Origin of the sequence: Lachnoclostridium sp., from assembly GCF_031997925.1 — a bacterium.
In the GTDB taxonomy this organism is placed as follows: domain Bacteria; phylum Bacillota; class Clostridia; order Lachnospirales; family Lachnospiraceae; genus Lachnoclostridium.
On record NZ_DAMADT010000019.1, the window covers coordinates 422 to 22,953 of the forward strand.

Consider the following 22,532-nt stretch of genomic DNA (forward strand, 5'->3'; position numbering starts at 1 on the left):
GCGAAGTGTTAATGCTTCTTGTGATAACAAATCATTGATAAACTTCATTGCACCTTCTACATCTTTACAGCTTACTGTGATTCCTAAACCGTTTGATACGTCAAGAGCACTTGCGGAATGGTAGCGTTCTTTTGTTCCTTCATTCATAACAATTCCTACAGGTACATAAGTACAATCATCTAAGCCCTGTGTCTTGATTGCTTCTTCTGCTTGCTGGAAGTTCCAATGTTGATCAACCATACCAAGTACACGACCAGAAGAAAGCTTTGCTATATATTGGTCATAAGACATCGTAAATGTCTCAGGATCGATAACTCCCTTTTGAAATTCTTCATTAAGCTTTGCAAAGTACTTCTTTGCAGTTTCTGTTGTATTATAATCAGAAACCTCTAAAGTTACTGGATCAACAATACAACAACCATCATTTGGATAACCATCTAAGAAAAATGGTGCGTTCTCCAAACAGAAATATCTCCAGTCATCACTTAATATTTCATATCCGATATTTGCAGTTCCATCTGGCATAGTAGGATTCGCTGCAAGATATCGTTCAATTAAATCAAAGTACTGATCAAGTGTTGTAATCTTAGGGTAATTAGCCCACTTTAATACTCTTGTTTGAATCCAAAATGCTTCGTCATTATGTACACATTCGGTATCTTTTCCATTGATAATACCAAATTGAGGAATTATATATACATGCCCATCCTCTGCTCTAACCTTATTCCACTCTTCCTCTGATAAGTAATTCTTAACATTAGGATAGTTATCCCAATACTGATCAATTGCAACATAGGCACCTGCTTCTAGTAACTGAGCATGACCTGTGGAACCACTAATAAAATCTGGATATTCACCACCAGCAATTAATGTACCAACTGCTTCTTCTGCTGTCTGACCAGTTAACCAAGTTTCTTTACACTTAGCTCCTGTTAACTCAGCTAATTTCTCCATTGCAACATTATTATCGTTGATTTCAGTCCCAGGTACTGCGAAAAATGCAGTGAATTCTTTCATTTCTTGCTTTTCTGGTGCTTTTGTGTCTTCTGGTTTTTTTGTTGCTTCAACTTTAGAATTGTCTACATCTTTCGTATCGTCCACCTTTTTACTGCAGCCTGATGCTAAAGAAGCAATTAGCATTAGTACTAAAAACAGTGACAAAAATCTTTTTTTCATAACTTATCCTCCCTGCTCTTATTGTTTCATCACCTCTAAGTGACTACTTAAATCGTACCAATATTGTGCATTTTCTACAACCATACAAACTATAGATTATATCCATGTGAACTATATATATAAACTTAACTTTCTCTTATCCGCTTATATATACATAATTAACAATATAAAAGATCAGTTCTACACATTATCTGTTTTGATTTCGAAATCTTGTCGGGGTACATCCCTTCACAGAAACAAAGCGATTGATGAAGTAATCTAGGTTATGATAACCAACCAATTCAGCTACGATATACACCTTTTCGTCCGAACGTAGCAATAACTCAGCTGCTCGATCGATACGATAATTATTCAAGTAATCCTTAAATGGCAGACCAAATTGTTTCTTGAATACCTGGCCTAAGTAAGCACTATTAATGAAATATTTTTCACTCAAAGATTTAAGACTTAAATTCTCAGCATAATTTTCTTCAATCTCCCTTTCAATACTAGCTAGAATTCCTTTTGAAACATTTTTACGAAGTTGTTGCAAATATTCTGAAAAATCATAAGCAAATAACTTAAAGTGCTTTCGGCTTCCACGCATAGCATCTCTGTGGAAGGTATTTTTACTAATATATTGTAGGATTTCTTCTTGATTGATATTATCATCTTGCTTCGTCGCCAAATAAATCAGTTGATATAATATGTAACTAATATTTAGATTTATTAGATTATAATCCATATTGGACTGATTAATATCATCGTTAATACTATCCACCATAGAGGATATTTCCTCTTTATTATTTTCTTCAACCGCTTGAATTAGAATATCTAATTTTCTTCTTTCTAATAAGGAGGTTCCATTTAGATTCATGTTTTCATCATAAAAGGCGATATCTTTATCATTACGAAACATCTGTAAAGTCTTTGCAATCAATGCGGTTTGATATGATTCTGATAATCTTGCAATTGAATCAACCTTATTCCCTACAAATAATATAATTTTGTGGTTGATTCCTTCGCCCAATTGCCCGCTGAATTGTTGTAAGTATTCCCCTTCGTTTAACCCCGCATCATCTGAAAGATAATCACAATAAAGAAAACCTATATCATAAGAGGAATCTTGTTTTCCGACATCAAATATAATATGGTATTCTTCTTCCTTCAGTAATTCTCTTGCCTGCATATATAGGTTCTTTTGAATTTTTCGTTTATCAGTCTCTGTTAGATTTTCCTGGCCTGTAAAATCAAGATTGATATTTATGTACTTTATTTCTTTCGATATCCTTAAATGTTTTGTTACATACTCGATATTGTAATTATCGAATTTTCCCCAAATGAGTGCCAAAAGATTTCGGTCAAAAAGTGCTCTTTCCTTTTCTCTGTTTTCATTTTGTCGATTATCAAGCTCTTTGCTTTTTTGAGAGACCCTACGAAGTACCTCCAACAACTCCTCTTTTTGAACTGGCTTTAAAAGATAATCACAACAGTTGTGTTTGATTGCAGACCTCGCATACTGAAAATCATAATATCCACTAAGAATAATATAAGATGCATCAGATAATTTTTCTTTTCTTATGTACTCTAATAGCTCGATGCCATTCATCTCAGGCATTTTAATATCTGCAATGATAAGATCTACTTTGTTTTTTCGTAAAAACCGTATCGCTTCTTTACCATTCGCTGCTTCACCAATGATTGTAAACCCTTCCGCCTTCCAATCAATAAGCATTGCTAACCCTTGTTTGATATATGGTTCATCATCCACTACTAAGACTCTTAACATATTAATCCTCCATTCTGTTGCAATCCCGCGATTTTGGACGACAGTACAATATTCGCAACGTGTCATCCTGACACACTACTCCAAACCATGTCGTAGGCTGTGTGAAAATTGTTTTTTATTTTCACGCTACCCTCTCCTTTTTCAATGGCTGTCCTTAACAGGTGATAATTGGCAATTTTATAACTATTGTTGTACCAACCTTATCTTCACTATCAATTTTTATATTAAACTTTTCGCCACAAAACATTCTAAGCCTTACGCAAGCATTTAAGATACCAATAGATTCACTATTTTCAATCGTTTCAATATTGGATCCGTTCATATACTCCTGAAGCTTCTTTGCTTGCTCTTCCGTCATTCCAATACCGGTATCCTCCACTTCAATCGTAACACTACCCTCATTTTCCGTAATATAGATAAATATCCATCCCTCATTACTCATACTCTCGATTCCGTGCACACAAGAGTTTTCAACGAAAGTCAGGATTGTTAACTTAGGAATCTTATATCGTAAACATGCTTCCTCCACTTGGATTTGATATAATAATTTGTTACCAAATCGATATCTTTGAAGTTGCAGATAAGCTTCCACAAAATCCATCTCTTCTTTAATCGTTATAGTATCTGCTCCCCAATCCACAGACTTTCTCATTAAGATAGCTAATTTTCCAATAATGTGAGCCGTTTCATCTTCGTTTTTAATTAAACTTCGCATACGAATACTCTCTAGGGCATTAAACATAAAGTGAGGATTAATCTGACTATGAAGCGCCAAAAGTTCCGCTTGTTGCTTTGCTAAGTTTAATTCTTGTCTCTCGAGCTTATCTTTATAAACAACCTGAATTAAGTCCTCCATCTTTAGAACCATTAAATTATAGTTTTTTATTAAATATCCGATTTCATCTACACTAGCTTCTCCAGTTATCATATCAAACTTTTCTTCTTTTACCTTATCTAGGTACTCTCCAAGAAGAAAGATTCTCCGAGTATTTGACTGATTGACTAGATACATAATCGTGATTGGCAGTAGTAAATTCGCTAATATTAAAATAAAAAAGATTGGTATATTGTCTCTTAATCGTTCTATCATGTTCGATTGGTAACCAACGATATAAATATCCCAATCCCTACTATAAAGATGCATTTGCTTTTCTGCATATTCTCCCTTTAAATTTCCTTCGTTCCACTTTGAGAATTCTTTGCTTCCTGAGGTTATCCCATCATTTGAAAATATGATATTATCACCATCACAGACATAAACTTTTGCATCGTATTTTGTATTCGTAATATCTTTTTGAATAATACTATAGTCTACATCGAGTTTTACAATCTTCTCTAGGCTGTTCTTTCCATAATAATCTAACTTTCTTATAATAGAAATGGTCCTGCCTGTATCATGGGTATATAAATTAGTTTTATTATAGTCATAGTATGGGAATATAATTAAATTTCTTCCACTAGAGGATAGATACTGATACCATTCTGTATTAGTAATCTCACTGACTTTAGCAAATTTTCCCCCATTGGTAATAGTATCATTGTCTGCATATAGTATGACATTACTAATCTTTAATCCAAGACTTTGATGTAAGATATAATTTCTTTTTAATGAATCGTAAGCGCTGTAATAATCGTATGGGGAAGTATATACTGTATCTAAGAATTTACTGATGATTCGGTTTGTATACATATCATTTGTAATAGTAACCGCATTACTAAAAGAGGAGGTAATATTATATTCCACTGCTTCTGCGATGTTTTCTAAGTTTCTTTTTCTGGATGCTTTCTCTGAATCATACACAATTTTTAAAATCAATCCATTAGTTACAATTACAGGGATAGCTACACAAAAAAAGTATAGAAAATAAAGCTTTTTTTTCAAAGTATAATTATCAAGCTTTTTTATTTGTCTCTTAAAAAATTTAGATAGTAAGTCACTATTCATGAGCCCTCATTTCCTGCATAGAATACGCACTTAACATATATAATTTATTACTTTGCTGCTTCTTTGTCTTGTTAACATGACAATTCTTGTTTGCAAGATAATTCTTGTTTAAGACAATGAGTATCATCGAGTTTGTGGATGAAACTCCGACATAAGCAGGCTGAGTGAAAGTTTTAAAAACTTACACCCATTACTCCTTTCTAACTATAGCATGCATACCTTACCAAATCTTGTCATTTATTGCTCATTACTATCTATTCATTGCTATATTTGTCGGTAGTACGAAATATAGTTTTAATTAGTACGTTTTACAAGGAACTACACCCGATTATGTAGAAGACCACTAACAACAAAACAGCGATATGAGCCTTGATAAGAGTGGCTACATATCGCTGTTTTATTGTTGTAGTTTCCAAAGGACTTTCCCCTTGGCACACGACCTTACAAAGCAAGGTGTATTGTGTTATCGTAATAAGTTACTTGCCTAAAATGTTATCTCTCCGAAAGATTAAATTCTTCCATAGTACAATCCTCAGACTCATATAATTTATTCTTAGAAATATGATATGGCTCTTCATAACGAACTCTGCCACTAACACGAAGCCCATCAACACTCCTCGCGTAAACAGCTGGAATGCTATGTGGATATACATGACGGAGGGATGGCTGTTCATCAAAAAAGCCAGATTTTTGAGTTCCTTGGCTGCACATCGTAACCTCAAGATCAGTTATAGTAATATTTTCAATCCTTGCATCCTCTTCTCCTGCTAGAAATACACTGGATTCTGCCTTCATATAGATATGGTCAAAGGTTATATTTCTTAACTTTCCTGGATAGTTACGATTTTCATTTCGGTATGTCGCATTAATAAAGATAGGCTCCCCATTCCCCCACCACATGGTAGGGCCTTCTGTCCGTTCTCCATCCGCATATTTTAAAACGCTTCCGGTAACATGATGTACGTGAATGTCTTCAATTGTAGCACCATCTCTTACCCAGATTCCAACACCTCTGGAGCAATCTTTAATTACACAGTCACTAAGCATAACATTTCGAATATCTCCATGAGTCTCAGTTCCAATCTTTAAACCAGAATCACGTGAATATAGAATACAATTATTAATTACTATATTTTCACAAGCTCCGTATTTTTGAGACATTGGTTTCGTTGCTTTTACTACGATTGCATCATCCCCTGTCTTCACTAAACATCCGCTAATCATAACATCCTGGCAGCAATCTGGATCAATGCCATCATTATTGGCACCACGAATATCATTTAATATTTTAATATCTTTTACAAGAACGTGGCGACAACCAGCCATATGTAAGGTCCAGAAGGCTGCGTCCTTAATTGTAATATCCTTTACTGCTAGATTCGTAACATCTTCTAAAAACGTGGTTCTTGGACGAAAAGCTGTTACATTCAAAGGACATTCGTGAGCTCCATTATCTGCATTATCATCAAAGAACACCTTATCTCCCTGTCCATAGATGGTTCCTTGTCCTGATATTGTAATATTTTCTTCATGGCAGGCGAATATAAAACATCCTCCATCCCATCCAGTCGTTAGATTATCATCTTCAAAAAGCTTTGCAAAATCTAGGATATCTTCTTTCCTTAAGCTACTAATCAATATAGCTCCCATCTCCAGATGAAAATCGACATTACTCTTTAAGATTATTGTTCCACTTAAGAAACTACCTGCAGGAACAATGACTTGTCCACCATTTATCGTTGCTTCATCAATCGCTTTTTGAATTGCAGCTGCATTGTTGGTTATACCGTCTGCAACAGCTCCATAATCTAATATATTATAGACTTTTCTAACCATATCAATCTCTCCTTATAAAGTATTCTTTCCTACTCCGACACACACACCATAATAAGATTTTATTTCTAAATATAATGCAAACATAATTCTCATCGGAGTAGGTTTTATCTATTGCCTTATATTTCCCGTATATCTTATCAGTATTATAAACGACATTTACAAATACTACAATTAATTGTTTTTTCCTTTTCTCAACACTTTCTCCAGGATTAATAAAATTCAGCGGCTATGCTCTGTACGACACTCGGCTTTTCTACATAGCAAATTGTATGAGTTATCCTTTTAGATGCTTGAATTTATAGATGGATGTATAATGAAACTTATTTAATAATAATTGCAACATAGTTATAATAATATTATGTAAGATAATATTTACAGGAAGGGATAAAGATTGAACAGTTATAATCGAAAAATATTAACAATTTCTTTTTTATCAATCCCTCTATCGGCTGGGATTGCATTAGTACCTGTTTTATCAAATATTGCGGCTGCTTTTCCAAATCAAGAAGGATCGATCCAACTACTCATAACAGTTCCATCTTTATTTATGATGTTTTCATCGCTCTTAACCGATAAGCTATCAGAAAAAACATCACTGAAAACCACTACCATAATCAGTATTATCATCATTCTTTTTTCTGGAATATCGCCATATTGGATAAACAATTTTGCCTATCTATTATGTACCCGTGCTTTTATGGGTATCGGGTTAGGACTGTTGAATACTGCCATTGCAAGTTTGCCAGCACTTTACTTTTCTGATGATAAGTCAAGAGATAGCGCAGTAGGTATTCAATCAGCTTTCGTGTGTGCTGGGGGAATATTATTTAATATTTTAAGTGGAACCTTTGCAAAGTATAATTGGAAATTTGTATTTCTTGTTCAGCTTTTAAATATCGTTCCTTTGATAGTAGCAATGATTTTAATGCCAAAGACAGAGAATAAAAAGGTTAAAACAGATATTTCTAATAAGAAAAACATTTTCGTGAAGAGTGCTATACCAGTAGCCGCCATTAGTTTTATTTGTATAATCTTAACATGCACTTATCCGTTAAACCTCTCCTTGTTCGTTGAAAGAAGTGGTCTTGGAAACTCACAATTTGTAGGCCTATTAGCAAGCATTAATTCTGCTATTGGATTTTTTATCGGTTTAGTTTTCGGTAAAGTGTATTCTAAAACCAAAGGTAAAACACTTACACTAGGGTTGATACTTACAGCTGCAGCCTTGCTGATTGTAAGATCTTCACCTAATCAAGCTATTTTGCTAATCGGTAGTGTTTTCTTTGGGATTGGTACCAGCTTTATATCTCCAACACTGTATTCAATGCTTTATAAGAGAGTGAAGCAAGAAGAAATCGTATTATCTGTAGCATTGTTAGGAATAGCTAGCAACGTATCTCAATTTATCTCGCCTTTTATAATAAACCCTATTGCTAAAGCAGTAGACGGCAATAATATTGAGGGGACTAGGCTTTTCGTTGCTAGTATTCTTATTATAGTTTTGTTATTGATACTGAAACTAACAGAAAAAAGAAAAATAGAAAATAGAAAATCTTTAATACACCTCAAGGATAATGAGCTAAGAAACCGATGAAGACAACAATTAGGCTTACAACAAAACAGCGATAATACACCCCGTTATGTGGGTTGCAAATCGCTGTTTTTTATTGTGATTTCCAAAGGAACTTGCCCCTTGTACATGACCTTTTGAAGCAAGTTTTTTATGCTATACGCTCAAAATTATCTGTTATTTCTTCACTGGTCTTATTGGAACCCACACTTCACAAACATAATCTGGAGCATCTACATCTCCACATGGATAAAATTCGATTTCAGGCCCTTCTTCATGCTCATAACCAGAAGTCATAAACCATTCTGTATTCATACGCTGAAACGTTTCTTGAATCCCTGCAGCTCCGATACACTCAAACTTTACCCAGGTAAACTCAGGTACTTCTAATACTTCATAACCTTCTGGCATCTGACCTTCTGGCTTTATTGCTATCATATAGCGGAATCTTTCTTCCTCAAAATGAAAATCATAGCAAACCCCATACATCGCTTCCTCTTTCCTGCCATTTAAATTAACAATCCTATCGCAGGTACCATCCGAGTTTAACTCTTCCCACATCTTTGGTATCAATTTAAAATTTTCTCCATTATTGATTGAAATTTCTCTTGAGATTCCAGCCAAACAAAATCCATCCATCTTTTCAATTCGATACTTCATAACTTCTGCTCCTTTAATTGATATTTGAAAGGAGATTCTTGGATAGAGCTTTAACTTTGCTCCTGGGACGCGCGCTTCCTGTGGAGTAATTCCATGTATGGATGTAAATGCTCGTGCAAATGATACTGGAGAATCGTATCCATATTTGATTGCTGTATCAAGGACGGAAACTTTACTTTTTGATAACTCCAGTGCAGCTGCTGTCATACATCTACGCCTTATATAAACTGCAAGTGTGACATTCGCTATAAAGGAAAACATTCTCTGAAAATTATAAGAGGAACATAATGCCTTAGCTGCTATTCTTTCATAATCAATTTTGATACTTAGATTCTCTTCAATATAATTAAGCGAAGCATTCATATAATCAAGCCAATCCATAACACCACTCCTTTCATAAACCATGATAAAACAACTGCAGATTAAAGTCGCAACTTTTTGTGCACAGAATTATTTATTTATGTCATTATTGGAGACCAAATACGATGCAATGCTCCGCAGATCTTCCATGTATTGAAACCAATGAATGACATTATTATCTTTATTGTATAACATATAAAAATTGCTTTCACTGAATAATCTACTGTGATATAATATTTATATATTCGGAATATCTTGAAGTAAAAATAGGTTAACCAATGAGAGTAACTGGGATAGGCTGAAAAATTAATCTTTTTTCAACCGTATTAAAAAGGTGCGAAAGCGCCAGAGAAGAGGTTACAATGAACGAGGACATCCATAATTACATAAGCAGTTTCGATAGGGAAACAATGCAACGATTTTATGAACTGTATGATTTAATTGAGCAATGTGCACCGAAAGGTTTCTATGAAAAGTTATGGGCTAAGATTCCATCTTTTTATTACAAAGATCAATTTATTCGCCTTATACCGTTCAAAGATCATATTAATATTGAAGCCAAAGCAGTTCTTTTATTTAAGGATCATTTAGTAGGTTACAATATAACGCCAAAAGGAATGCTTCAAATCTATCATGGTGAGCCAATACCACATGAAGTAATTAAAAAAATATTTGTAGAAAGTTTTAATGCATAAACAAGAAAACACGCTCACATTGCTAACCGAATCATTTAATTTTTCCAGATCGCTTTCTTCTTTAGGATAGCGGTCTGGATTTCTTTTTGCCACAAGGTAGTCAGCCTTGTGGCAAAACATTATATCAAAAGCCTTCATTTTCACATTCAGTTCTTGAATTTTTGTCCTTAATTAATCCAAAAACAAACCCTAATACGGCACCTACGATGGATGGGATAACCCATACAAGTCCTTCACTGGCCAAAGGAATTACTTTAAGAAAAGAAAAATTCAAACCAAATCCCTCTAATCCTGATAAGAGACTAAATACTGAAGTAAACAGCATACATAATTGATATACTTGTCTATATCCTTTAAATAGGTTATGGGCAAATGGTAAAAGTATTAGAACTATTGCCATTGGATATATGATGTTAAGCACAGGAATTGAAAATTTTAATATTTTATTTAGGCCAACATTAGCAAATAACATACTAGATAGGCATAATACAATTACCCATGTTTTATAGCTCACCTTAGGAATTATAGTTGTAAAGTATTTGCTGCAAGATGTTATAAGGCCAACAGAAGTACTTAAACATGCTAATGAAAATAGAATGCTAAGTATTATTATTCCTTTTGAACCAAATAGATATAAAACAATGTTTGTAAGACTTTGGGCACCATTTTCAACAGAACCAAGTGTTCCTTGTGCTGAAGCTCCTAAATAAGATAAAACTATGTATATTACAGTTAATACTAAACCTGCAATTACACCTGATTTTATCGTATTACTTATAAGACCTTTTTCACTATTTACTCCTCTTTCTTTCAAAGTGAATGCTATAACTATACCAAAATTAAGAGCGGCTATAGCATCCATAGTCATATATCCATCCAAGAAGCCTTTTAAAACAGGATTGCCTGAGTAATAGGATGTTGGAGCGGAAAATGCACCTATAGGTTTTAATATGCTTCCAACAAAGATTGAAGCTATAAGTATTAAAATACAAGGAGTAAGTACTTTACCTAAACGATCCATAAGCTTTGATGGTTTAAGGCTCAACCAGAAAGCTAAGGCAAAATAGCATAATGTATATGCTAAAAGCGGCATAGCACTTGCATTAAGAGAATCAGGTAAAAAAGGCTTAATTCCCATTTCAAAAGCAAGGCTTCCAGCACGAGGGATTCCTAAAAAAGGCCCTATAGATAAGTATATTAATATTGTAAATACTAGTGCAAAAGTTTTACCCACACGTCCAGCTACGGATTGAAGCCCATTAGCTTTTGCTACAGTTGCTACAGCTAAGATCGGAAGGCCTACCGCAGAAAGCATAAAGCCTCCTAATGAAAGTACTAAATTTGTACCAGAAAGCTGGCCAAGCAGTGGTGGAAATATCAGGTTTCCTGCACCAAAAAACATTGAGAATAACATTAAACTTACTAGCAATAAATCTTTCTTTGATAACTTTTCCATTTGAATCTTCTCCTTACTATTATAAAAATATTAATTGGATAGCAAATACCTATATCGCATTCCACAACACCACCTCTGCATAAAATTGGGCAAAAAAAACACTCGTCCTTATAACATAAGGACGAGTGCTACTCGCGTTACCACCTTAATTTCCGTTAAATTAAAAACACTTTAACGACACTCAGTAACGTACAATCATACGTGTTCCCTGTAATGTGGGAAAGTCATCAAGTCTTACTGATTTTCAGACTTGCTCCTCGGAGATGATTTTCAGATACACATTGCACATTGGCTCTCAGCATACACCAATTCTCTGTAGAACAAAAGTTATACCTTACTTTTTCTCGTCGTAGGATTTAGTTATATTTAAATAATTTTATATCACTTTGTTTAAAGAATGTCAACATTAAAAAAGTAGCTTTTGTGTCATCCTGTTTTTTATTGAACACTCAAAATACTGGAAAGTGCGTTTCCTTTACTGTAAATCATCAAAATCAAATACCGCTGCTTTTGTATAATTCGTTACTTTTGCTTCAAAAAAGTCAGTCTTCGTACTATTGATGTTAGAAAATGACTCTATCCATTCCATTGGATGTTTCGTGATTTCTGGATAAAGTATTTCCAAACCAACTGCTCGTAATCTTTGATTGGATAAGTACTTAATATATTGATCGATAAGCTCATGATTGATGCCAAGTATCTGATTATCCGTAACATATTGTCCCCAAGCAATCTCGTGCTCGACACCAGTTCTCATCATCTCACGAAGTTCCTCATCTAAGCCATTGGTAAATAGCTCTTTCTGCTCTAGACGAAGTTCCTTTAAAATATTTTGAAACAGTACCAAATGTGTTATTTCATCTCGATTGATATATTTAAAAATTGTACTGGTAGCTGTCATTTTACCTTGTCTTGCTAGTGTATAGAAAAAACTAAACCCGGAATAAAAATAAATACCCTCAAGTATATAATTTGCAAATACTACACGTACAAAATTTGCATCACTAGGTTCATCACTAAATCTTTGATAAATATTAGCTATGAATTTATTACGTTCCAAAAGATACTTATCCTCTCTCCATATATCATAGATTCGATCTCTTGTGACTGGATTAGTCACGGTATCTAAGATATAGGAGTAGCTTTGCGCATGAATTTCTTCTTGAAATGCCTGTACATTTAGTAAGGAGGATACTTCTGGAGCAGTAATATACCTTGATATGTTTGGTAGATTTTCACTTTGTATCGAATCTAAGAAGTTGAGGAATGCAATGATTTTATCGAAGGCATTCCGTTCTCCATCCGTTAAGTAAGGAAATTGTTTTACATCCTCTTGCAGTGAAATTTCTTCTGGTATCCAGAAATTATTCAGCATCGTACGATAAATCAAGCGCGCCCAGTCGTATTTGATTCGATTCCACTCTCTAAGATTTGTTGTATTTCCCTTGATTAAACGATCGGTTCCACGATCTCCATTCTCATTAAAAATTTTCTTCTTCTCCATTATAACCTCCCTTTTAACTAGAACAGCTTGTACATTCATCCATCTCCAGCGACTGATTTCTAACATAGTAAATTGTCTTAAGACCTTTTCTCCATGCTTCCATATATAAATTTAAAATATCAATTGCCTTGTATTCTGGTGTGATATATAGATTAAACGACTGAGATTGATCAATGTGTCTTTGACGTATTCCACAAGCACGGATGCTAAACTGTTGATCAATCGTATGTGCTTCTTTGTATAACCAGAAATTCGATGGATTCAAGTTTGGAGCAGTTTTTGGTATAAAACTTCCCTTCTTTTCTTCAATAAAATATCGTTTAAAGATAGGATCAATACCCGCTGAGGTATTTGCAATGTTTGAAGTACTTCCAGTTGGTGCAACTGCTGTAATATAGCCATTTCTCATCCCATACTTTGCTACCTCTTTACTTAATGCCATCCATCGTTCACTGGTATAACCTCTGCGGTTAAAATACTCTCCTGTTTCCCACTCGGAACCATGAAAAGCTTCATATTTTCCCTTTTCCTTTGCAAGTTGCATCGAGGCTTTGATGGCCTGATATGCAATTTCTTCAAATAAATCATCCGCTTCCTCAAGATGTTTTTGTGTCTCCCAACCAATACCGTGATTTACAAGATAATGATGATATCCACTTGTCCCAAGTCCGATTGCACGGTACTTATCACTGGTAATTCGTGCTTCTGCTACTGGTGTCTTATTTAACGTAATAACATTATCAAGCATACGAATCTGTAATGGAATATTAACTTCTAAATCCTTTTTTTCAATCCTACCAAGACTAATCGAATTTAGATTACAGGTTACCATATCCCCTGATTTAGTCTTTGTAATAATCACTTTATCACTGGACTCTTCTTGAAGCACTTCCTCTACGAGCTCACTTTCACTCATATTTTGAGCTATCTCTTGACAAAGGTTCGAGGAATAAATCATTCCAACGTGTTTATTCGGATTTGCCTGATTCACCGTATCACGGAAGAAGATAAAAGGTGTTCCGGTCTCAACAGCACTCTTCATAATCCGTTTCATCACTTCAAGTGCCGGAACTGAAATTCTTGGTAATTCTTTGCATTCTTCACATGCAAGATAGCGCTTTGTAAACTCTTTCTCTGTGACCTCATCATAGCTATCCTCCAAAGAAAATCCCATTACCTTTTTTACCATGTAAGGATCAAATAACGACCACTCTTCTCGTCGCTCTAATCGTTCCATGAATAAGTTTGGTACACTAAGTGCGGTAAATATATCATGCGCTTTTCTTCGATCATCTCCATTATTTGTTTTGAGGTCAAGAAAATCATATAGGTCGGCATGCCAAACATCTAGAGTAATGGTAGCTCCTCCCTTTCGTCTTCCTAATTGATCCACTGCAATTGCAGTATCATTATAGAGTCGCACCCAAGGAATTACTCCTCCGGAAGCATTCTTATTTCCTCGTATCTCACTGTTTAAAGCACGGATTTTACCTACATAGATACCAAGCGCCCCGCCATGTTTACTCACACTAGAAAACTTCTGATTCACATCATAGATCGACCATAAATTATCTCCTACCACTGAGATAAAACAGCTACTTAGCTGATAAAATGGTGTACCGGCATTGGCAAGAGTAGGCGTTGCTACTGTCATTTGAAGACTACTTAACAAATCGTAGAACTTCTTCACATATTCCATACGCTTTGATTTCTCTTCCGGAATTGCAAGGTGCATCGCAATTGTCATAAATCTTTCTTGTGGAAGTTCAAGAACCTCCTTCTGATTCCCCTTAACAAGATAACGATCGGATAACAGCTTCACACCCTCGTAATTAAATAAATAATCACGCTCTGGCTTAATATACTCACCTAACTCTTTTATCTCTGACTGTGAATATTTATCTGTCAAATATTCTCCGTAATATTCTTTCTCCACCAACGAATTCACTAGCTTTAAAAAATCCCCATATCCAAAATGCTTATAATGACGTTCAATAGCTGCTTCTTTATACAAATCAAATACGAACAATCTCGCCGCTACATACTGCCAATTGGTATGTGTTTCACGCATGATATTACCAAATTCATCTTTCTTGATATGGATTACTTTTTCAATCGCTGTTTGTATCAGCATCTTTTGAATTTCTTTCGTACTCATTCCGTCCACAAACTGGATCCTCGCATCCAGCTCCAGTTCGATTGGATCACAGCCTTCCAAACCCTCACAAGCAAATGCAATCATTCTCTTCGTCTTTTCCACACATAACGGCTCATAGCTTTGATTACGCTTTTTAATCATAATATCCATAGTTTACACTCACCCTGTCTTTTAGTTAATTACAATATATAGTATCATCTAAAGAGATATCATTATATTTAATACTATATAATGTCATAGTAATAATTATCGTTATTATTTATATATTATACCGCAACATAAAAATAATCAAGAGTGAAATATTTTTTTACTTATTTTTTTAGACTTTTGGAGGTGTATTATTCTCCAAAAATTGACATAAGAAAAAGAAGAACAGACTATTAAGAATGTTCTTCCACTGGAACTTAGAATATTTAAATTATACTTTTGCATTGTTGCCATTCTTGACGAAATCGAATATACCAATCCAAACACTTGCCAGACCTATATCCGCTTTTTACTTAACTCTAACTTTCATAGGGTGATTCTCATGAAACTGTACCAAATCCCATAGGTTTCCATATAAATCTTTAAATACAGCTACTTTTCCATAGTCCTGTACTTTAGGTTCTCTAATAAATTCAATTCCATGCTCTATCATCTCTTGATAATCCCTATCAAAATTATCAGTCCCAAGAAACAGGAAAACTCTTCCCCCTGCTTGATTACCAATAAACTCCTCCTGCACTGGTTTCGAAGCTTTAGCTAGCAATATTGTTGTTCCATTAGAACCTGGTGGTGATACTACCACCCACCTTTTATCTTGTTCAGCTTGATAAGTGTCTTCCACCAATTGAAAATGTAATTTTTTTGTATAAAAATCAATAGCCTCATCATAATCTCTTACAACTAATGCTATATGAACTATCGATTGTACCATGATTAGCTCCTCCTTTTAAGTATTTAAATCTTCTTATTAATATTTCATTTATTATATATCTGAAATAATGCTTTTGGGACCAAAACATTAACTATGTATGTTCCGTTCTCATTTGAGTTCCCCCATATTTATTGTTATGGTGAAATACTCCTTTTCGGTTATTTTAGCACTAGCATATAGAAAGGACAAGGGGCCATTTCCCCAATTATCATATGATAGAGTAAAGCATTATAACCTAATTATGAAATCAAAAGATATTAGTTTCTTATTGTACCGAATAATCAAAAAGTCTTAAAAAGAGAGAGGTAAAGCAAAATAATCAAACTACGACTTCTTTGCTATACTTCTCTCTCAATATTATTCCAATCAAGGTTTCAATTCTTTCTTATTACTCAATGCTTTTTAGAGCCTCGATCGGATCAATTACATCCAACGACCGATCAGTAATCAAATTCACCAATAGAGCAAAAATATAGGACATTACAGCAGAAATCACATAGCTGATTGGATGAATAGAAACTGCAAAATAAATGGATGGCATCTTAAGTGCATAAGTTAAACAGTTGCCGATAATATATCCTAATGGTAATCCAAGCAAAATTCCGATTCCCGTCAATATGAAAGTCTCTTTATTCACGTACAAATGAACTTCTTTATCATAAAAACCTAGCACCTTAATCGTTGCCAGTTCTCGTTCGCGCTCTGAAATGTTTGTCGTAGACAGTGTAAACAATACAGCAAATGCCAATCCTGCTGCCATTATAATTAAGATATAGACAACCATATTGATGAGTGAAAATGCAGATGCAAATTCCTCTTTCAAATTTTCTGTGCTAATAGCAGAAATTACTCCATCTTTTCCTGCCAGTTCCTCTGCGTAATCAGAGTGATTCTTATTAGTATCAGTCAAATTTGCTAACACACCATTTGGTTCATAGATGCCAAACAAATTTTCATAAACCTTCTGTGTCATATACACGTTATTTCCCAAATAATTTTTGACTAATTCGCTAACTTCCACTTTTGCCTGCACTAGTTTTAAATTTTGTAAGGATACCATGTCCCCCTTTTTAAAATCCAGTACAATACCTGCATTCTGTGTAACTATAATTCCACTCTCATCTAGCTTGACTGCTTTATCTTCTATATTTTCCAACTGGATAAACGATTCCAAGGTCTTTCCATCTGGCACTACAATCAGCTGTACCTTTTCTTCATTACCATCTCTATTTTTTATTTTGACCGAGTCAATTTGTACATTGATAAACTCTGAAACATTTTCATCCTCTCTGATATAAGACAACAGCTTTTCATTATCCTTTGATGATGCTATTACCATTAAATCATAAAGATATGTGTTCTCATATTGCTTTGGCATCAGTTCAGTCACAGAATCCTTAATAGCAAATCCACAAAGAACCAATGCAGTACACCCCATAATTCCAGATACCGTCATTATCATACGCTTCTTGTATCGGAATAAGTTTCTGGCTGTTACTTTATTTAAAAAAGATAGCCTTCTCCATATAGGTGTCACATATTCTAAGGCAACTCGTGATCCAGCGAGTGGAGATCTTGGCCTCATCAGCACCGCAGGCATTTGTTTTAGTTCCGCATGACATGAGAGAGTCGTCGCCCCAACGATTCCTATGATAAATAATAATACCCCTCCAATACCATAGATCAGATCAAACTTCAACAGATATTCTGGAAGTAGATACATTGTTTTAAAAATGATAAATATAATTTGGGGTAGTACGATATAACCACAGAGATCTCCCAAAATTCCTCCAAAAAGACATGCTATAAAGGAATACAAAAGATATTTTCTTCTGATCTCCCTGTTTTTAAAGCCCAATGCCTTATATGTGCCTATTAATCCACGGTCTTCCTCAACCATTCTGGTAATGGTAGTCAGACTGATTAGAATTGCTACGACAAAGAAAAGAATAGGAAATATGGTACCAATCGTCTCTATACTGGCGGCATCATTTTTAATATTTCCATAGCCGCTTAAAGAGGTACGATCTTGCACATACCACTGCGGCATTTCTATTTCTTCAATTTCTTTACGGGCTTCCCCTAGTTTTACCTCCGCTTGAGCCCGTTTCGCCTCAAATTCTTTTTTACTTTCCGAAACTGCTTCTGCTCCAAATTCAGCTTCTACATACGAAATTTCTTGTTCTGCCTTAGCAAATGCCTCCTTCATCTCCTGTTCAGAATCCGAAAGCTTCCTATAAGCCTCACTGGTTAGTTCATCATAACGCGCCTGTTCTCTTTTCCCTTTCAACTGGGATTCAATAGTATTTAAAACCTGTGTTACATAGTTTTCATAATCTTTTGAATAGCATAACAGTTTACTACTATCAGCCAGCGTCAAATAAACTTCTGTATAGATATTCGAATTTACCGCTTCTTGTAATACAAAAAATGTATAGTCTGTTGTGGCTGTGGAGCGAAATGACACCGCACCATCGTTGCTATTGACATCCATAACATCCGTAACAATTCCGGTAATTTTATAACTCGTATGAATGAAAGTCGGTTTCTCGTCTTTTAAATCCAAATTATCTTCTTTTGCATCTTCTTTTTTATCTCCCCCTACTCCTGTGCCGTCCTCTGTTCCCTCAGCCTTGTCTTCAATAATTAAGGTATCTCCAATTGATTTTCCAGTCTCTTTTCTATATTTTTCTGTTACTGCTATTTCATCTGCTTTTTGTGGGAGATTCCCCTCTATAAGATATGGAACGTTTATCCCAGTTTCACTGAAAGTTTTCATCTCCACACTTTGCTTTTTATCCCCATTTGGAGTATAGACAGTTTTATTAAAAGCTCCTTCTGCCATATTAATGCTTTCCAGTTCTTTCAGAGCCTGAACATCATCTTCTGTTAATCCTAATGTTGAAACAACACTAATATCAAAGAGATTCTGTCTGTCAAAAAAATCATCCGCAGAATAACGCAGATTCACGCACGCTGCTTTGATCCCTGTTAGCATGGTAACTCCTAGAGCAGTAATTAGCATGATAGAAAAAAAACGCCTTTTCCCTTTTTTCATTGAACGCCAAATATCTTTATTGTATGCCTTTTTCATATTTCCTCTCATTCTGCCATCCGGCGATCTCATCGTAGCTTTTACCATTCAATATCTGATATAGGAGTCGGGTGCTCATTCTGAATAATTTCGACTACTTTTCCACTCTTAAATCGGATTAAGCGGTCAGCCATTGGAGCTAAGGCTGAATTATGAGTGATGAGTATCACTGTAATATTTTCTTTTCTACAGGTATCCTGTAATAACTGCAAAATCTGCTTCCCTGTATTGTAATCTAATGCACCGGTAGGTTCATCACATAACAGAAGTTTCGGATTTTTTGATAGTGCTCGTGCAATAGATACCCGCTGCTGCTCACCACCGGAAAGCTGTGCTGGGAAATTTCCCTTTCGCTCTGAAAGACCAACCTTATCCATCGTCTCCGTTGCATTCAATGCATTTTTACAAACCTGGACAGCCAGTTCCACATTTTCTAATGCCGTCAGGTTTGGAACCAGATTATAAAACTGAAAAACGAACCCAATATCTGAGCGTCTGTAATCAATCAGCTGTTTTTTATTATATTTTGTTATGTCATTTCCATCCACCAGGATCTGTCCTTTGGTTGGAACATCCATACCCCCTAAAATATTAAGTGCAGTTGTTTTTCCGGCACCTGATGCACCTAATACAACGGCAAGCTCTCCCTTTTCCACATAAAATGTGGCATCGTCAAGTGCTTTTATGGATGTTTCACCCGCGTGGTATTCCTTAGAAATATGATTAAATTCAATGTATCCCATAGTATTCTCTCCCTTATGTTATTCAACAACCTGTTGACTAAATTTCAGTATACACATCCTGAATCCGTTCATCAATCAACAATACTAGACAGAATGTTGAGTGACTTGAAGCTAGCTTGTTGATGTGTTATCATATTTCCAAAGGAGGATATCCGTATGAAAAAACAGCCTCAAATTACGAAACAAACTATGGCAAATTTAAGAGAAGCCTTTTGGAATCTTTATACCGAAAAGCCAGTCGAAAAGATATCCATTAAGGAAATCACTGATCTTGCCGGATATAACCGTGGAACTTTTTATCTGTATTATAAGGATGTCTATGACATCCTTACTCAAATCGAAAACTATATATTAGATAAAATACAAGAAGCAGTCATGGAGTATCTTTGTGTAAATGATACCTTCGATATTTCTAAAAATATGGGTACCTTTGTGGAACTGATGCAAACCTATTCTAGGTATTCAGTCGTACTATTAAGTGACCACGGTGATCCCCAATTCACTACCCGCCTAAAGGAAATTCTTTGGCCACTTTTGAACCGTTTTTTTATCCAAACAGAGGGTTATAATGATTATCAGATAGAGCTTTTAGCAGAATTCTATCTTTCTGGTATATTAGCCACTGTAACCAAGTGGAACTCTAATTCTCAGATGACTATTGATCAGTTTATTTCCTTTATGGTTCCAAATATATTTCCAAAGAGGTAAATTTAGCAAATACGAAATAAACATAAAAACCGCCAACCATTATAAATGATTGGCGGTAATTTATTATTCAGACTGGTAATAAAATAACAAGGAAGGGAGCCATCGCTGAAGGCCCTTATGCCTCCATTTTTTTCATTCTTCTGGTTGCAAGTAAAATTAAGAGTATACCGATTGCAAGAACCAGTATAAAATCTGTATATTCTGTAAGGGAATAACCAAATACACTTAGATTTAATCCCATTACATCTTGAAGTGCCTCTGGCATATCTTGCGATCCAAGAAGAATTTTTTTAAACATATCGACACCATAGGTTACGGGATTTATTTTAACTAGAAATTCCATCCATGCAGGGCTTCCCGTTAACGGAAATATGGAGCCTGATAAGAAAATCATTGGTAACATCAACATAGTAAGTGCCGTGTGAAATCCTTGTGAGCTTTTTACAAAGGTAGCTACATAAAGACTTAGGGAAGATACAGTAAATGCTAGTACTAGCATAGCTGGTATCAGCTTTAATATCATGGTAAAATTTAAGGAGATACCGATCAATGGTGATAATAATAATATGATTAATCCCTGAATTACAGCTACCGTACTTCCACCCAGTACCTTTCCAAGAGAGATTGAGCCTCTTGGTATAGGCGCTACTAACATCTCACGAAGATAACCAAACTCACGATCCTGAACAACTGTTAAAGCAGAAATAACCGCGGTACTAAAGATAGTGATACCAACCACTCCTGGAAACATAAATTTGATAAAATTAAAATCAATCGATGCATCGTTAAAACTGACTCCATTTGCCATAGATTTTATAACTCCTCCCATACCACTGCCAAAGATGATGAGAAGTAAAATGGGAAGTGCTAAGTTTCCAATCAGACTTGCCTTATCCCTAATAGATTTTATAATGTCTCTTTTCCATATTGATAATATTGCTTCCATAATTATTCACCTTCCTTATTTGTTATCTTTCTTGTTTGAAGTATCTGTTGCTTCCTTCTTTAACTGAGTATCCTCGCGTATTTCACGTCCGGTAAGATTTAAGAACACATCATTTAAAGTAGGTCTTCTTAAATTTATACTTTGTATTGGAAGCTCAAAGGACTTAACAAAATCAACCAGGAATTCATTGCCTTTATCTACTTGAAAGACAATAGTTCCATCTTTCATTTTTGGATCCTTATGATATTTTACACGAATAATTTCAACGGCCCTAGTGTTATTCTCTGTAGACAATTCCATCAAATCACCACCCAAACCATTCTTTAAACCTTCTGGTGTATCCATTGCAATGATTCTTCCATCATCAATAACAGCGATTCGATCACAATTTTCGGCTTCATCCATATAGTGCGTGGTTAGAAATACCGTTATTCCAGCTTTTTCCTTCAGTTTAAGTATATATTGCCAAATGTGTTCTCTTGTTTGTGGATCAAGACCAACCGTTGGTTCATCTAGGAAAATTACCTTCGGATAATGAAGTAATCCTCTGGCAATTTCAAGCCTTCTTTTCATTCCTCCGGAAAAGGTCTTCACTATTTTATCTTTCTTGTCAGTTAGCTCTACCATCTCAAGAACCTCAGATATTCTTTCCTCCCGTACATTCTTATCTACATGATATAATTGGCAATGAAGAAGTAGATTTTCATAGGCTGTAAGCTTATCATCCAGGGTATTTTCCTGAAAAATAATTCCTATGCTTTGTCTAACTTGCTCTTTCTCTTTTACAATATCAAATCCATTTATCAATGCTACCCCTGCACTAGGTTTTTTCATAGTTGAAAGCATATTGATGGTAGTACTTTTACCAGCCCCATTAGGACCTAGGAAACCGAATATTTCTCCGCTCTTTACATTAAAGGTTACATCTTTTACTGCTTCAAATTTGTCATAACTTTTCTTTAATCCTTTTATTTCAATTATATTTTCCATTTAG

At 35.0% G+C, this 22,532-nt stretch carries 16 protein-coding genes and 1 other annotated feature; of the genes, 3 read left to right on the forward strand and 13 right to left on the reverse strand.

Annotated features, from left to right (window positions below; translation table 11 throughout):
- From RTP52_RS12610 to RTP52_RS12625, 4 genes are all read right to left on the reverse strand, one after another.
- A partial coding sequence (locus tag RTP52_RS12610; RefSeq protein ID WP_312371764.1) for an extracellular solute-binding protein occupies nucleotides 1–1,176 on the reverse strand: 1,176 nt, incomplete at its 3' end.
- A gap of 187 nt (nucleotides 1,177–1,363) precedes the next feature.
- Nucleotides 1,364–2,944, reverse strand: a complete 1,581-nt coding sequence (locus RTP52_RS12615; RefSeq protein ID WP_312371766.1) for a response regulator transcription factor — start codon at nucleotides 2,942–2,944, stop codon at nucleotides 1,364–1,366.
- Nucleotides 2,945–3,098: 154 nt separating this feature from the next.
- A complete protein-coding gene (locus RTP52_RS12620) occupies nucleotides 3,099–4,889 on the reverse strand; it encodes a sensor histidine kinase (protein ID WP_312371767.1) in 1,791 nt (596 codons plus the stop codon).
- 492 nt (nucleotides 4,890–5,381) lie between these two features.
- Nucleotides 5,382–6,725, reverse strand: a complete 1,344-nt coding sequence (locus RTP52_RS12625; RefSeq protein WP_312371768.1) for a glycoside hydrolase family 28 protein — start codon at nucleotides 6,723–6,725, stop codon at nucleotides 5,382–5,384.
- Nucleotides 6,726–7,116: 391 nt separating this feature from the next.
- Between RTP52_RS12625 and RTP52_RS12630 the strand changes: the two genes are divergently transcribed.
- The gene (locus tag RTP52_RS12630; protein WP_312371769.1) at nucleotides 7,117–8,319 is read left to right on the forward strand and encodes an MFS transporter; all 1,203 of its coding nucleotides are present in this window, start codon (nucleotides 7,117–7,119) and stop codon (nucleotides 8,317–8,319) included.
- 153 nt (nucleotides 8,320–8,472) lie between these two features.
- Here the strand turns inward: RTP52_RS12630 and RTP52_RS12635 are convergent, their stop codons facing one another.
- On the reverse strand, nucleotides 8,473–9,336 hold the full coding sequence (locus RTP52_RS12635) for an AraC family transcriptional regulator (protein ID WP_312106145.1): 864 nt from the start codon (nucleotides 9,334–9,336) through the stop codon (nucleotides 8,473–8,475).
- A gap of 341 nt (nucleotides 9,337–9,677) precedes the next feature.
- Between RTP52_RS12635 and RTP52_RS12640 the strand changes: the two genes are divergently transcribed.
- Nucleotides 9,678–10,010, forward strand: coding sequence for a DUF1801 domain-containing protein (locus tag RTP52_RS12640; protein ID WP_312106146.1), 333 nt, complete (start codon nucleotides 9,678–9,680; stop codon nucleotides 10,008–10,010).
- A gap of 124 nt (nucleotides 10,011–10,134) precedes the next feature.
- On the opposite strand, the gene brnQ is transcribed toward RTP52_RS12640, so the two are convergent.
- The 6 genes from brnQ to RTP52_RS12670 form a co-directional block, all read right to left on the reverse strand.
- Nucleotides 10,135–11,466 (reverse strand): branched-chain amino acid transport system II carrier protein, encoded by a 1,332-nt coding sequence (gene brnQ, locus RTP52_RS12645; protein ID WP_312371770.1) that lies wholly within the window; start codon nucleotides 11,464–11,466, stop codon nucleotides 10,135–10,137.
- A 114-nt stretch (nucleotides 11,467–11,580) separates the two neighbouring features.
- Nucleotides 11,581–11,826 (reverse strand) — a binding site (T-box leader).
- A 115-nt stretch (nucleotides 11,827–11,941) separates the two neighbouring features.
- Nucleotides 11,942–12,970: a ribonucleotide-diphosphate reductase subunit beta gene (locus RTP52_RS12650; protein ID WP_312371771.1), complete on the reverse strand. Its 1,029-nt coding sequence runs from the start codon at nucleotides 12,968–12,970 to the stop codon at nucleotides 11,942–11,944.
- A gap of 13 nt (nucleotides 12,971–12,983) precedes the next feature.
- A complete protein-coding gene (locus RTP52_RS12655; protein WP_312371772.1) occupies nucleotides 12,984–15,278 on the reverse strand; it encodes a ribonucleoside-diphosphate reductase subunit alpha in 2,295 nt (764 codons plus the stop codon).
- A 346-nt stretch (nucleotides 15,279–15,624) separates the two neighbouring features.
- A complete protein-coding gene (locus RTP52_RS12660) occupies nucleotides 15,625–16,047 on the reverse strand; it encodes a VOC family protein (protein ID WP_312106150.1) in 423 nt (140 codons plus the stop codon).
- 388 nt (nucleotides 16,048–16,435) lie between these two features.
- Nucleotides 16,436–19,153 carry an FtsX-like permease family protein gene (locus RTP52_RS12665; RefSeq protein WP_312371773.1) on the reverse strand — a complete coding sequence of 906 codons (2,718 nt, stop codon included), beginning with the start codon at nucleotides 19,151–19,153 and terminating at the stop codon, nucleotides 16,436–16,438.
- A 29-nt stretch (nucleotides 19,154–19,182) separates the two neighbouring features.
- Nucleotides 19,183–19,884 carry an ABC transporter ATP-binding protein gene (locus RTP52_RS12670; protein ID WP_312371774.1) on the reverse strand — a complete coding sequence of 234 codons (702 nt, stop codon included), beginning with the start codon at nucleotides 19,882–19,884 and terminating at the stop codon, nucleotides 19,183–19,185.
- A gap of 156 nt (nucleotides 19,885–20,040) precedes the next feature.
- Here RTP52_RS12670 and RTP52_RS12675 point away from each other — a divergent pair, with 156 nt between their 5' ends.
- On the forward strand, nucleotides 20,041–20,592 hold the full coding sequence (locus RTP52_RS12675; RefSeq protein WP_312107196.1) for a TetR/AcrR family transcriptional regulator: 552 nt from the start codon (nucleotides 20,041–20,043) through the stop codon (nucleotides 20,590–20,592).
- Nucleotides 20,593–20,707: 115 nt separating this feature from the next.
- On the opposite strand, the gene RTP52_RS12680 is transcribed toward RTP52_RS12675, so the two are convergent.
- Both RTP52_RS12680 and RTP52_RS12685 read right to left on the reverse strand, forming a co-directional pair.
- Complete coding sequence (locus RTP52_RS12680) at nucleotides 20,708–21,538, reverse strand: ABC transporter permease (RefSeq protein ID WP_312107150.1); 831 nt, start codon at nucleotides 21,536–21,538, stop codon at nucleotides 20,708–20,710.
- 15 nt (nucleotides 21,539–21,553) lie between these two features.
- Nucleotides 21,554–22,528: an ATP-binding cassette domain-containing protein gene (locus RTP52_RS12685; RefSeq protein WP_312371775.1), complete on the reverse strand. Its 975-nt coding sequence runs from the start codon at nucleotides 22,526–22,528 to the stop codon at nucleotides 21,554–21,556.
- Nucleotides 22,529–22,532 lie beyond the last annotated feature (4 nt).

Coding starts and splice junctions, on each gene's coding strand:
- RTP52_RS12615 (WP_312371766.1), bottom strand. CDS start 2,944: ATGTTAAGAGTCTTAGTAGTGGATGATGAACCATATATCAAACAAGGG.
- RTP52_RS12620 (WP_312371767.1), bottom strand. CDS start 4,889: ATGAATAGTGACTTACTATCTAAATTTTTTAAGAGACAAATAAAAAAG.
- RTP52_RS12625 (WP_312371768.1), bottom strand. CDS start 6,725: ATGGTTAGAAAAGTCTATAATATATTAGATTATGGAGCTGTTGCAGAC.
- RTP52_RS12635 (WP_312106145.1), bottom strand. CDS start 9,336: ATGGATTGGCTTGATTATATGAATGCTTCGCTTAATTATATTGAAGAG.
- RTP52_RS12640 (WP_312106146.1), top strand. CDS start 9,678: ATGAACGAGGACATCCATAATTACATAAGCAGTTTCGATAGGGAAACA.
- brnQ (WP_312371770.1), bottom strand. CDS start 11,466: ATGGAAAAGTTATCAAAGAAAGATTTATTGCTAGTAAGTTTAATGTTA.
- RTP52_RS12650 (WP_312371771.1), bottom strand. CDS start 12,970: ATGGAGAAGAAGAAAATTTTTAATGAGAATGGAGATCGTGGAACCGAT.
- RTP52_RS12655 (WP_312371772.1), bottom strand. CDS start 15,278: ATGGATATTATGATTAAAAAGCGTAATCAAAGCTATGAGCCGTTATGT.
- RTP52_RS12660 (WP_312106150.1), bottom strand. CDS start 16,047: ATGGTACAATCGATAGTTCATATAGCATTAGTTGTAAGAGATTATGAT.
- RTP52_RS12665 (WP_312371773.1), bottom strand. CDS start 19,153: ATGAGAGGAAATATGAAAAAGGCATACAATAAAGATATTTGGCGTTCA.
- RTP52_RS12670 (WP_312371774.1), bottom strand. CDS start 19,884: ATGGGATACATTGAATTTAATCATATTTCTAAGGAATACCACGCGGGT.
- RTP52_RS12675 (WP_312107196.1), top strand. CDS start 20,041: ATGAAAAAACAGCCTCAAATTACGAAACAAACTATGGCAAATTTAAGA.
- RTP52_RS12680 (WP_312107150.1), bottom strand. CDS start 21,538: ATGGAAGCAATATTATCAATATGGAAAAGAGACATTATAAAATCTATT.
- RTP52_RS12685 (WP_312371775.1), bottom strand. CDS start 22,528: ATGGAAAATATAATTGAAATAAAAGGATTAAAGAAAAGTTATGACAAA.